Here is a 12,954-nt window from a genome sequence, read left to right as displayed (position 1 = left end):
CTATCGAAACCATAGCGCCGGACGTTTGCGGGGCTGCGCCGGTCGATGGCACGCGGTACCGGCCCGCCGCGGGCCTGCCGATAATCCGCGGATGTCTACAGCCCACCCTCCCGGCGCGATCACCGACGTGCCCGGCATCTCCGTCGGCCACTGGACCTCGGACCTGCGGCCCACCGGCTGCACCGTGGTGCTGGTGCCCGAAGGCGCGGTGGCCGGCGTAGACGTGCGCGGCGCAGCCCCGGGCACGCGCGAGACCGACCTGCTCGCGCCCGGCAACCTGGTGGAGCAGGTCCATGCGTTCCTGCTGGCCGGCGGCAGCGCCTACGGGCTCGATGCGGCGGGCGGCGTGATGCGCTGGCTGGAAGCGCATGGCCACGGCCTGCCGGTGGGCGTCGGCCGGGTGCCCATCGTGCCGGCGGCGGTGCTGTTCGACCTGTTGGTCGGCGACATGCGGGTCCGGCCCGACGCTGCGGCAGGTTACGCGGCCTGCGCCGCCGCGTCGGCACGGCGGCCGGCCGAAGGCAACGTGGGCACCGGCGCCGGGGCGGCGGTGGGCAAGCTGTTCGGTATCGGCCGCGCGATGAAGGGCGGCGTGGGCACCGCATCGGTCACGGTGGGCGGTACGACGGTGGGGGCGCTGGTCGCGGTGAATGCGCTGGGCGACGTGGTCGATCCCGCCACCGGCCTGCCCGTCGCCGGTGCGCGCAGCCCCGACGGCCGCCGCCTGCACGACACCCGCCGCGCCCTGCTGGCCGGCGACCCGCTGCGGCCGCTGATCGCCGGCACCAACACCACCGTCGGCGTGGTCGCGACCGACGCGCCGCTCACCAAGGCGCAGGCCCAGCGGCTGGCGCAGTCGGCGCACGACGGGCTGGCGCGCACCATCAACCCGGTGCACACCGTCTCCGACGGCGACACGCTGTTCGCGCTGTCGACCGGCCGGGCGACCGGCGTGCCCGAACGGACCGTGCTGGGCGCGATGGCGGCCGAGGCGACCGCGCTCGCGGTGCTGCGGGCGGTGCATGCTGCGCGGAGCATCACGGTGGACGGCCTGCATCTGCCGGGTCTGTCGGACGTTCGGGTATGAGGCCCGTGCCGCGCTGAACGCTTGGCGGCGGTCTGCGCCGAGGCCTGCGGGCCGCAGCACCCAGTGTCGCCGGCTGCCCTGCCGACTAGCCTTGCTGCACGATCCGCAGCCGGTTCTCTTTCATGCACTGCACGCAGAGGCGGCGGGTCATCGATTCGTTGCGGCCGTCTTCGCCTTCGAACAGCAGGAGCGAGCCGTGCGGGCTGGCCCACAGCAGTTGCAGCCGGCGCCAGTGGCCGTCCTGCAGCAGCTCGACCTTCACGCCGGGTGCCAGCGTGTCGTCGGTGACCGCCGCGTCGCCGGGCATGCCGTCGCCCGCCGGCCGGAAGGCCAGGTCGTCCGGGGGCGCATTCCAGGGCCGCGTCGGTGGTGACGACGCGGCCGCGCCGTCGGCGGCGGCAGGCTCCGCCTCGGGCATCGCGGGCAGCGGCCGGTTGCGGATCGCGAAGGAGCTGCCGTCGGGCCGCAGAGCGATCTGGTGCGCATCGACCAGCGCCTGGAAGAAATCGACCGTCTCCTCCTCGGGCCAGCCGATCGTCGCCAGGCCGATGCGCAGCCGGGTGAACAGGTTCTGCAGCACGCTGGTCAGGTGCCGCCGGTCGGCGCGGCCGAGCACCGGCTGGGCGCTCCAGAGCAGCGGGCGCACCAGGGCGTAATAGCCCTCGGGGTCGGTGACGCCGCCGCGCGCACCGATCTGGGCCTCGGCGATCACCTGCGACCACGGGCCGAGGACGAAGGCACGGACCACCTCGGGTACCCGGCCCGTGTCGGGCAGGCGGGCGATCTCGTCGGCGATGCGGGCGGCCCGCATGCGGCGCTCCTCGGTGCGCAGCAGCCCGCGGGCGGAGGCTTCCGACACCGGTGCGCCGACGGGCGGCTCGGCCGGTACCGTCCACGCCGCCGGCGGGGCGTCCGCGGCGCCCGGGGCCGCCGGCGCGGCCGCCGCCACCGGCTTCTGCCCGGCGCGGACGATCGCCACCGCTTCGTAGCCCACCGCCACCACGCCCGCATCGCGCAGCACGGCCGACAGTTGCTCGTATTCGGTCTTCAGGTGGGCGCCCATGGCGGTGGTCAGGTGCTGCATCCACAAGGACCGCACCGGCGGCGAGGCCTGGGTGCGGTCGACCACGGCCTGTAGAGCGCGCAGGTACACCTCGGGCCGCAGCGGGTTGCGCTGGGGCTGGATGCGCGTCAGGCCCTGGGCGGACGACACCAGCCCGTCCAGCTCGGCCAGGGGTGCCTCCAGCGCCTGGTGGGCCGCCTGGTGCGAGCGGGTCAGCTCGACATGGCCCTGCACCTGCGCATCGTCGACCAGCGACAGCTCCAGCGGCTGCGGGCGCGCCTTGGCGGCACTGCCGTCGCCCTGGCGCACCGCCTCCTCGAACTCGATCGGAAAACGCTGGACCATGAAGACCGCGTTGTCGCTCAACGTCTGCAGGGCCTCGGCATAGGCACCGCGGCCCTGGTACTGCTCCAGCTGGCGCGAGCGCTGGTAGAGGCTGTCGCGGGCGGCGGCCAACAGCTTTTCCAGGATGCCCGGACTGCGCGCCATCGCCTGCGCCAGGCAGGCACGGTAGGCGGCGGTGGCGGCGTCGGCGTCGGAATCGGTTCGCATGGTGCTCATCGGATTGGCGGAAGAACTACCCGGGACGGGACCGCAGGATAACCCCTGCGGGCAGGGCGCGACGGAGTGCCGCGACACACGGCCGCGCGTCCGTCCGTCGTGCTCGGAAGATCTGAAAGAACCGCGGCGAGCGGCCCGCGTGCGCGGCGAGGACCGCAGCCGCGCCATCGGATCGCGCAGCAGGTTCTCGCACACCTTCTCAGCCGAGCGCCTTGTAGCGCATGCGCTTGGGCTTGGCGCCCTCTTCGCCCAGGCGGCGCTTCTTGTCGGCCTCGTATTCCTGGTAGTTGCCGTCGAAGAAGGTCCACTGGCTGTCGCCTTCGGCGGCCAGGATGTGGGTAGCGATCCGGTCGAGGAACCAGCGGTCGTGGCTGATGACCAGCACCGTGCCGGCGAATTCCAGCAGCGCGTCTTCCAGGGCGCGCAGGGTTTCCACGTCCAGGTCGTTCGACGGTTCGTCGAGCAGCAGCACGTTGCCGCCGGCGATCAGCGTCTTGGCCAGGTGCAGGCGCCCGCGTTCGCCGCCGGAGAGGCTGCCGACCTTCTTCTGCTGGTCGCTGCCGTTGAAGTTGAAGCGGCCCGCGTAGGCGCGGCTGGCCACCTGGAACTTGCCGACGTTGAGGATGTCGAGGCCGCCCGAGATGTCTTCCCAGACGGTCTTGTCGTTCTCCAGCACGTCGCGGTGCTGGTCGACGAAGGCCATCTTGACGGTCGAGCCGACGACCACCTCGCCGCTGTCGGGCCGCTCCTTGCCGGCCAGCAGCTTGAACAGCGTCGACTTGCCGGCACCGTTCGGGCCGATGATGCCGACGATGGCACCTGCCGGAATGCTGAAGCTCAGGTTGTCGATCAGCAGCCGGTCGCCGAATGACTTGCTGACGTTGTTGAAGTCGAACACCTGGTTGCCCAGGCGGTCGCCCACCGGGATGAAGATTTCCTGGGTCTCGTTGCGCTTCTGGTATTCGAAGTCGCTCAGTTCCTCGAAGCGGGCCAGCCGCGACTTGCTCTTGGCCTGGCGGGCCTTGGGGTTCTGGCGCGACCACTCCAGCTCCTTCTTCAGGGCCTTGGCGTGGGCTTCCTCGCTCTTCTGCTCTTGCGCCAGGCGGTCGCCCTTCTGCTCGAGCCAGGTGCTGTAGTTGCCTTTCCACGGGATGCCGCGGCCGCGGTCCAGCTCCAGGATCCACTCGGCGGCGTTGTCGAGGAAGTAGCGGTCGTGGGTGATCGCCACCACGGTGCCCGAGAAGCGCTTGAGGAACACCTCCAGCCAGTCGACCGATTCGGCATCCAGGTGGTTGGTCGGTTCGTCGAGCAGCAGCATGTCGGGCTTCGACAGCAGCAGGCGGCACAGCGCCACCCGGCGCTTCTCGCCGCCGGAGAGCAGGCCGATCTTGGCGTCCCACGGCGGCAGGCGCAGCGCGTCGGCGGCGATCTCCAGCTGGTGCTCGGAGTCGGTGCCGGCGGTGGCGATGATCGCCTCCAGCTCGGCCTGCTCGGCGGCCAGCGCGTCGAAATCGGCGTCCTCGTTGCCGTAGGCGACGTAGACCTCTTCGAGCCGCGCCTTGGCGGCGAAGACGGCGCCCATCGATTCCTCGACGCTTTCACGCACCGTGTGCTCGCTGTCGAGCTTGGGCTCCTGCTCCAGGTAGCCGATGGTCAGGCCCGGCATCGGGGTGGCTTCGCCCTCGATTTCCTTGTCCACGCCGGCCATGATCTTCAGCAGGGTCGACTTGCCCGAGCCGTTCAGGCCCAGCACGCCGATCTTGGCGCCCGGGAAGAACGACAGCGAGATGTCTTTCAAGATCTGCCGCTTGGGCGGCACGGTCTTGGAGACCTTGTTCATGGTGTAGACGTATTGGGCCATCGTGCTTCTTGGAATGAGGAGATTGGGAGAGACCGCCGGCACGGGACACGCGGCAGGTGCGGCGGATGCCGGCGGCGGAAGAAACGGGAGCCGGCGGCCACAGGGGCGGACCGGCGGGCGCCGGCCGTCGGCGGCGGGCCTGCGGTGTTACGAGTTTAACGCAGCCCACCGCGCATACGGCGCTGCGGGCCCCGCTGTGCGACAATGTCCCGGTCGTTGGGCGCAGTTACCCGCGACATCGGCAGTCTGCCGGGGACGAAGGAACAGATTCCGGGCTCCCATATCCCATCCTTGTTTGCCTATGACTGGCCCGGAAGCGCACAGCGACTCCCGCGGCAGGCAGATAAACACCGCGCCGTGGATGGCGCTTACTCCATGACCTTTGACGATCTGAATCTGGCCCCCGCCATTCTGCAAGCCGTTCACGAACAGGGCTACGAAACGCCCACTCCCATCCAGGCGCAAGCCATCCCCGCAGTGCTCGAAGGGCACGACCTGCTCGCCGGCGCCCAGACCGGCACCGGCAAGACGGCCGCCTTCGTCCTGCCCCTGCTGCACCGCATGCAGGCCACCGAGGCGCCGAAGAGCAAGTTCGGCAACAAGGGCGTGCGCGCCCTGGTGCTGACTCCGACGCGCGAACTCGCCGCCCAGGTCGAGGAATCGGTCCGCGAATACGGCAAGTACCTCGAGCTGTCCTCCACCGTCATCTTCGGCGGCGTGGGCATGAACCCGCAGATCGACCGCATCAAGCGCGGCGTCGACGTGCTGGTGGCCACCCCCGGCCGCCTGCTCGACCTGCAGCAGCAGGGCAACCTCGACCTGTCGACGGTGCAGTTCCTGGTGCTCGACGAAGCCGACCGCATGCTCGACATGGGCTTCATCCACGACGTGAAGAAGGTGCTGGCCCTGGTGCCCAAGGACAAGCAGAGCCTGCTGTTCTCCGCCACCTTCAGCGACGAGATCCGCGAACTGGCCGCCACCCTGCTGAAGAACCCGCAGAGCATCCAGGTCACCCCGTCGAACACCACGGTGCAGCGCATCACCCAGGTGATCCACCCGGTGGGCCGCGGCAAGAAGAAGGCGCTGCTGGCGCACATCATCAACGAGCGCAACTGGAGCCAGGTGCTGGTCTTCACCCGCACCAAGTTCGGCGCCAACAACGTGGCCGAGCACCTCACCAAGAGCGGCATCCAGGCGATGGCGCTGCACGGCAACAAGAGCCAGTCGGCCCGTACCCAGGCCCTGTCGGGCTTCAAGAGCGGCGAGATCCGCGCCCTGGTGGCCACCGACATCGCGGCCCGCGGCATCGACATCGACGAGCTGCCGCACGTCGTCAACTACGAAATCCCGAACGTGTCGGAAGACTACGTCCACCGCATCGGCCGCACCGGCCGCGCCGGCAACAGCGGCGAGGCGGTGAGCCTGGTCTGCATGGACGAGGAAGGCTTCATGTACGACATCGAGCGCTTCACCAAGCAGAAGATCCCGGTGCAGGTGATCGACGGCTTCGGCCCCGAAGCCGGCGAGAGGGCAGAGCCGATCGCCATGGGCCGCCAGACGATCTGGGGCGGTGCCGGCAAGCCGCCGAGCCGCGACGTTATGGCAGCGGCCGCCAAGGCAGCCCGCACCGAGATGCTGCAGCGCATCCGCGAGAACAAGGCCGGCCAGGGCGAGCGTGGCGGTAACGGCAGCAGCGGTGGCGGTGGCGGTGGCGGTCAACGCAGTGCAGGCGGCGGCGGCCAGGGCCGTGGCCGCAGTGGCGGCGGTGGGGGTGGTGGCGGCCAAGGGAGCCAGGGCGGCGGCTACGGCCAGCAGGCACCGCAGCAGCGCGCGCCGCGCGGTCCCCGTCCGGCCTTCGGGGGCGGCGGCGGTGGCGGCCAATATGGCGGCGGCAACGGTGGCGGCGGTGGTGGTGGCAACCACGTGCCTTTCGAGGAACGCCAGCCGCGCCACCACGGCAATGCGCCGAGCCCGTCGCATGCCGACGTGGTCGCGCACCGCCGTGCCGAGTCGGTCGGCGGCCCTGCCGGCCAGCCCGATCCGCTGCGCACCAGCGTCGACAGCATGTTGGGCCGCGGCCGCCGCAACGGCGGCGGTGGAAACCGCTCCGGTGGCGGTGGTGGCTATGGCCGCAGCGGCGGCGGCGGAAACCGCTCCTACGGTCGCTGACCGACGGCGGGCCACCAAGCCCGCATGCAGCGGCCGCCCTGGCGCGACCGGACGACAAAAGAGGCGCCGCGGCGCCTCTTTTGCTTGGTGCCTCCACCGCCGCGGGCGGACGGGCACGCCGGCACGATGGGATGCGGACGCCTCGCCAGCGCTGCTGTTCGGCTAGAAATTCAAGCCCCAAGATACAGGAAGCCGGCGTCCAGCGCCGGCCTCTTGCTATCGAAATAGAAGCACCCTTTGCGGATGCCTCGTCGGCCCCGTCAGACCCGCTCGGCCACCCAGCCGCGCACCGACTGCAGCGCCGCAGCCAGCGCCGTCGGGTCGGTGCCGCCGGCCATCGCGATGTCGGCCTTGCCGCCGCCCTTGCCGCCGACCTGCTGCGCGACGAAGTTGACCAGCTCGCCGGCCTTGACCTTGCCGACGCTGTCGGCCGTCACGCCCGCCGCCAGCTGCACCTTGCCGCCTTCGGCGGAGGCCAGCACGATCGCGGCGGTCTTGAGCTTGTCCTTGAGCTTGTCGAGCGTGTCGCGCAGCGCCTTGGCGTCGGCGCCCGGCAGCAGCGCGGCCAGCACCTGGATGCCGTTGACGTCCACCGCCTGGGCCACCAGTTCGTCGCCCTGCGAAGACGCCAGCTTGCCCTTCAGCGCGGCGAGTTCCTTCTCCAGCGTGCGGACCTGCTCCAGCACCTGGGTGAGCCGGCCCTGCACATCGGCCGTCGGCGCCTTGAGGGTCGAGGCGACCGTCTGCACCGTCGATTCGAGCTGCTGCAGATAGGCCAGCGCCGGCCCGCCGGTGACCGCCTCGATCCGGCGCACGCCAGCGGCCACGCCGCTCTCGCCCACCACCTTGAACAGGCCGATGTCGCCGGTGCGCTGCACATGGGTGCCGCCGCACAGCTCGCGGCTGGTGCCGATGTCGATCACCCGCACCGTCTCGCCGTACTTCTCGCCGAAGAGCATCATCGCGCCGGTCTTCTGCGCTTCCTGGATCGGCAGCACGCGGATCAGGTTGGGGGTGTTGGCGAGGATTTCCTCGTTCACCCGGCGCTCGATCTCCAGCACCTCGGCATCGGTCACGGGCGCGTTATGGGCGAAGTCGAAGCGGGTGCGCTCGGAGTTCACCAGCGATCCCTTCTGCTGTACATGGCCGCCCAGCACTTCCCGCAGGGCCTTGTGCATCAGGTGGGTGACGCTGTGGTTGCGCTGGGTGGCGAAGCGCAGCCGGGTGTCGACCCGCGCCGCCACCGTGTCGCCCACCGCCAGCGAGCCCTGGGTCTGGGTGCCGTGGTGGCCGAACACGTCGGCCTTGATCTTCTGCGTGTCCTCCACCCCGAACTGCACGCCCTCGGCCGCCAGCACGCCCTGGTCGCCCACCTGGCCGCCGCTCTCCGAATAGAAGGGCGTGATGCTCAGCACGACGATGCCGCTCTGGCCTTCGGCCAGTTGCTGCACCGGCGCGCCCTCGTGGTAGAGCGCCACGACCTGCACCGTCTCCTCGACCAGCGATTCGTAGCCGGTGAAGGTGTTGCCTTCGCCGGAGTAGTCGAGCGCGCGGTCCATCTTGAACTTGCCGGCGGCGCGGCCTGCGGCCTTTTGTTTGTCCATCGCCGCACGGAAACCCTCTTCGTCAACCGAGAGGTCTGCCTCGCGCAAAACGTCCTGCGTCAGATCGAGTGGAAACCCATAGGTGTCGTGCAACTTGAAGGCAACGTCGCCAGGCAGTTTCCAGCCGGTGCCAGGCTTGACATCGCCCATCGGATCGTTACGGCTTCCAGATCTTTCATAAACGCCTGCAATTTCTTCCTCCAGAATATGCATCCCGTTGGCCAGCGTCTCGAAGAAGCGCTCTTCCTCGGCTTTCAGAATCGCGGTGATCCGGGCCTCGTCGGCCTTCAGCTTGGGATAGGCATCGCCCATCTGCGCGACCAGGTCGGCCACCAGCTTGTGGAAGAACGGTTTCTTCCGGCCCAGCTTGTAGCCGTGGCGGATGGCACGGCGGACGATGCGGCGCTGCACGTAGCCGCGGCCCTCGTTGCTCGGCACCACGCCGTCGGCCACCAGGAACGCGGTGGCGCGGATGTGGTCGGCGATCACCCGCAGGCTCTTGTTGTTCAGGTCCTGCTCGCCGGTTTCGCCCCACACCTCGCGTGCCGCGGCCTTGACCAGCGCGTCGAACAGGTCGATCTCGTAGTTGCTGTGCACATGCTGCAGGATCGCGGCCAGGCGCTCCAGGCCCATGCCGGTGTCGACGCAGGGCGCGGGCAGGCGCTTGACGCTGCCGTCCTCGGCCATGTCGAACTGCATGAACACGTTGTTCCAGATCTCGATGAAGCGGTCGCCGTCCTCGTCGGGACTGCCGGGCGGGCCGCCCGGAATGTGCGCGCCGTGGTCGTAGAAGATCTCGGAGCAGGGGCCGCAGGGGCCGGTGTCGGCCATCATCCAGAAATTGTCGGACTTGTAACGGCCGCCCTTGTTGTCGCCGATGCGGATCACCCGCTCGGGCGGCAGGCCGATCTCCTTGGTCCAGATGTCGTAGGCCTCGTCGTCTTCCTGGTAGACGGTCGCCAGCAGGCGGTCGGCCGGGAGCTTGTAGACCTCGGTCAGCAGCTCCCAGGCCCACTTCAGCGATTCGCGCTTGAAGTAGTCGCCGAAGCTCCAGTTGCCCAGCATCTCGAAGAAGGTGTGGTGCCGCGCGGTGTAGCCCACGTTCTCCAGGTCGTTGTGCTTGCCGCCGGCCCGCAGGCAGGCCTGGACCGAGGTGGCGCGCTGGTAGGGCCGCTTGTCGATGCCGAGGAAGACGTCCTTGAACTGCACCATGCCCGAGTTGGTGAACATCAGCGTCGGGTCGTTGCCCGGCACCAGCGAGCTGGACGGGACCACCGTATGGCCCTTGGATGCGAAGAAATCCAGGAAGGTTTTGCGGATGTCCGCGACGGAGAAGGGAGCGGTGGTCGTGGTCATGAAAACGGGGTGGAATGGGGGTCTGCGAACGGGGGAGCAACCCGCGATTTTACCGCCGGGTCGTCGCCGTTCGGCCTGTGCCGGGTCGCCGGTGCCGGCCCTGCAGCTCTCCCCGGCTTTCGCAGGCACGTCGAAGTGCATAACAGCTCTAAGGCCGCCGCTGCTCGCCGCGATCGCGTCCGGCGAACCGCGCCTGCCACAGCGCCAGCAGGCAGGTCAGCGGAATCGCCAGCTGCAGCAGCTCGTGTACCGCCTGCAGCATCGCCAGCCCCGGCCGCGGCCCGGCGGGGGATGCCCATGGGCCGATGACGTAGGGGCCGGTGGCGATCTCCAGGACCAGCAGCACGCCCACCGTCGCCGCGGTCGCCATCGGCGCATGCCACGACGTGCCGGCCACACGGGGCTGGGGGCCGTAGCGCTTGAATATCCACCAGAGCGCCACCACCGCCGGCACCAGCACGACCAGCAGCGCCACCTCGGCCCAGCCGCCGGGCACCGCGCCCGGAAGGCGCAAGCTCTGGCGCAGCACGGCCAGCCAACGGAGGTGCAGGTCGGCTTCCGAGGTGGCCAGCACCACCAGCAGCGTGGCGATGGCGACGCGGTCGACCCGTGTGAGCGCGGCGAAGCGCAGCACGCAGACGCAGATCAGCGTCACGCCGTAGAACACGGTGGTGCCGGAATCGACCGCGCCGCCGTGCTGCAGCAGCCCGGCCGGCACGACGCCCGGCATCGCCAGCAGCAGCACCGCCCCGACGACGCAGGCCGCGGCCACCAGCAGCGGCCCGGTGCGGGCGCTCGACATCAGGCGCGTGCCCCAGGCACTGCGCAAGGCCGGCTGCACCAGCCACGACCGCCCGGGCTCGGTCACCGCCAGGGCCGCCGGGTCGCGTGCCGCCAGGGCGGGCCGCAGCCGCCGGCGCCAGACGTACTCCAGTCCCACCGACACCGCGGCGCATGCCGCGCCCAGCATCGCGCCGGCCGCGATGTCGCGCGGAAAGTGCAGGCCGGTGTAGATACGGGACCAGAGCGTCGGTACCAGCAGCGCCAGTACCCCCCCGCCCAGCAGCCGCAAGCGCGGCCGCACCAGCAGCATGAAGGCCAGCGCGAAGCCGGACGAAGCATGGGTGCTGGGAAACCCCGGCCGCACCGCGTGGTCGGTGTAGACAGCCGACAGCCCCGCCATGAACGGCCGCGGAAACCCGATGGCGGCTGCGATATTCTTCGCCAGCACCGACACTAGCATCGTCGCCAGCAGCACCAGCACGATCGTGGCCCGCTCGCCCGGCTTGCGCCAGAGGCCGACCGACAGCAGCGCCAGCACCGCCATGCCGGAATATTCCAGCACGAACAGGGCCACGGCGAGCGTCGCCGCATGGGGCGCATGCCCGGCCGCCACGGCGTGGAACAGGGAAAGATTGAGATCGTTCACATCGATTCGGCAAGGAAGGGGGCCGGCAGCCCCGGACGTCCGAGAGGTCGTATTAAATGCCAGAACGCCCGATGCACCGTGAGCGGGTCCCGATGACCGCAGGGTCATGAAAGCGTCACCGGCATCGGGCAGGCCCCGTGCAGCGCCGGCCGGCGCGGCCTGCGGCACTGCCGGCACCCAATCACGGCAGGCCACAGGGAAAGCCGGGAATGCTATCTATTTCATAGCTGGTAGTCGAAGCGCAACATCCGCTGCAGACCCGAAACGTCAAAAAAAAGCACACCTGTCTCCTTATACTCCCGACCGCAGCGCCGCCGGCGCCCGCGCTTTTTTCCGACGTACCAGGCCGCCGCCCGTGCCCTTCCACCTGCCCACCCTCCCCCCGTGCGCCGCCGCCGCGCGCCGTGCCGCCGCGCGCTCTTTCCGACACCTGCAGTGGCTGCTGCCGCTGACCTTGCTGGCCGGCGCGCCGGCCGCCCGCGCGGCCGACGACCCCGACTTCGCGACGGAGAACTGGAACCTGCACGGCCAGGCCACTTACGTCTGGCAGCGCAAGCCGGCTTTCGATGCGCCCTACTCCGGCCCCACCAGCCTGTCGCCGCTGCAGGAGCGCAGCTACTCCTTCACCTCGACCGCCTTCATCGGCCTGCGCCTGGGCCGCTCGACCGAGCTGTACTTCAATCCCGAGCTGGTGCAGGGCCTGCCGCTCTCGCGGCTGCAGGGCCTGGGCGGCCTCACCAACGGCGAACTGCAGAAGACCGCCGGTACCTCGCCCATCGTCTACCGGGCGCGCCTCTTCGTGCGCCACACCTGGGGCCTGGGCGGCGGCACCGAGCAGGTGGCGTCCGACGCCAACCAGCTCGCCAGCGTCTACGACAAGCGGCGCATCACCCTGACGGCCGGCAACCTGGCGGTCAGCGACCTGTTCGACGACAGCAAGCATGCGCACGACGCCCGCACCCAGTTCTTCAACTGGTCGTTCTTGACGCACGGCGCCTACGACTACGCGGCCGATTCGCGGGGCTACTCCTGGGGCGCCGCGCTGGACTACCGGCACGACGACACCTGGTCGGTGCGCGCCGGCCGCTTCATGCTGCCGATCGAATCGAACGGTCTGAAGCTCGATCACGCCCTGTTCCGCCACTACGGCGACCAGATCGAACTGGAGCGCCGCCACACGCTGGCCGGCCGCGAAGGCTCGGTCAAGCTGCTGGCCTTGCGCAACGTGGCGGTGATGGGCGGATTCCGCGATGCGCTGACCTACGGCGCGCAGAGCGGCACCGTGCCCGACGTGGCACCGATCCGCGAGCGCCGCAGCAAGGTGGGCGCCGGCGTGCATCTGGAGCAGGACATCGCCGACGACATCGGCGTCTTCACCCGGTTGGCCGCCAACGACGGCAAGTCGGAGACCTACGCCTTCGCCGAAATCGACCGTTCGGCCTCGGCCGGCGCGACCTTCGGCGGCGCCCGCTGGGGCCGGCCGATGGACGCGCTGGGCATGGGCGTGGCGCTCAACGGCCTGTCGCAGCCGCACCGCGATTTCCTGGCCGCCGGCGGCAGCGGCTTCTTCGTCGGCGACGGCCGGCTGCGCTACCGTACCGAGACGATCCTGGAGAGCTACTACCGATTCGGCTTCGGCCTGCCGCGCGGCGGCGAGGCGGGCCTGAGCTTAGGCATCCAGTACATCCGCAATCCCGGCTACAACGCCGATCGCGGTCCGGTGAAGATCGGCACGGTGCGGCTGCACGTAGAGCTGTGATTGTCGGAACGCCGGCCCGACAAGACCGGATGGCCCAGAGCGAATCCGGTCCTGGGGTCGCGGCC

7 protein-coding genes are annotated in these 12,954 nt (G+C 70.0%); 3 read left to right on the top strand and 4 right to left on the bottom strand.

What is annotated here, in order from left to right:
* Window positions 1–91: 91 nt before the first annotated feature.
* Window positions 92–1,087, top strand: coding sequence for a P1 family peptidase (locus tag DFQ15_RS00900; protein ID WP_110464151.1), 996 nt, complete (start codon window positions 92–94; stop codon window positions 1,085–1,087).
* 85 nt (window positions 1,088–1,172) lie between these two features.
* Here DFQ15_RS00900 and DFQ15_RS00895 read toward each other — a convergent pair whose 3' ends face one another.
* Window positions 1,173–2,702 carry a DUF1631 family protein gene (locus DFQ15_RS00895; protein WP_158528987.1) on the bottom strand — a complete coding sequence of 510 codons (1,530 nt, stop codon included), beginning with the start codon at window positions 2,700–2,702 and terminating at the stop codon, window positions 1,173–1,175.
* Window positions 2,703–2,910: 208 nt separating this feature from the next.
* Window positions 2,911–4,572: an energy-dependent translational throttle protein EttA gene (gene ettA, locus DFQ15_RS00890; protein ID WP_110464149.1), complete on the bottom strand. Its 1,662-nt coding sequence runs from the start codon at window positions 4,570–4,572 to the stop codon at window positions 2,911–2,913.
* 375 nt (window positions 4,573–4,947) lie between these two features.
* On the opposite strand from ettA, the gene DFQ15_RS00885 reads away from it, so the two are divergent.
* Window positions 4,948–6,741, top strand: coding sequence for a DEAD/DEAH box helicase (locus tag DFQ15_RS00885; protein ID WP_110464148.1), 1,794 nt, complete (start codon window positions 4,948–4,950; stop codon window positions 6,739–6,741).
* A 260-nt stretch (window positions 6,742–7,001) separates the two neighbouring features.
* Here the strand turns inward: DFQ15_RS00885 and alaS are convergent, their stop codons facing one another.
* Together alaS and DFQ15_RS00875 are read right to left on the bottom strand one after the other, a co-directional pair.
* Window positions 7,002–9,701: an alanine--tRNA ligase gene (gene alaS / locus DFQ15_RS00880; protein WP_110464147.1), complete on the bottom strand. Its 2,700-nt coding sequence runs from the start codon at window positions 9,699–9,701 to the stop codon at window positions 7,002–7,004.
* 148 nt (window positions 9,702–9,849) lie between these two features.
* Window positions 9,850–11,130 (bottom strand): phosphatase PAP2 family protein, encoded by a 1,281-nt coding sequence (locus DFQ15_RS00875; RefSeq protein WP_158528986.1) that lies wholly within the window; start codon window positions 11,128–11,130, stop codon window positions 9,850–9,852.
* Between the two features lie 355 nt (window positions 11,131–11,485).
* On the opposite strand from DFQ15_RS00875, the gene DFQ15_RS00870 reads away from it, so the two are divergent.
* Window positions 11,486–12,889 carry a carbohydrate porin gene (locus tag DFQ15_RS00870; protein WP_233504206.1) on the top strand — a complete coding sequence of 468 codons (1,404 nt, stop codon included), beginning with the start codon at window positions 11,486–11,488 and terminating at the stop codon, window positions 12,887–12,889.
* Window positions 12,890–12,954 lie beyond the last annotated feature (65 nt).

It is taken from the genome of Xylophilus ampelinus, from assembly GCF_003217575.1.
GTDB classification, from domain to species: Bacteria; Pseudomonadota; Gammaproteobacteria; order Burkholderiales; family Burkholderiaceae_C; genus Xylophilus; species Xylophilus ampelinus.
Note: the sequence above shows the minus strand (reverse complement) of the source record. Positions and strands in the feature narration are given on the sequence as shown.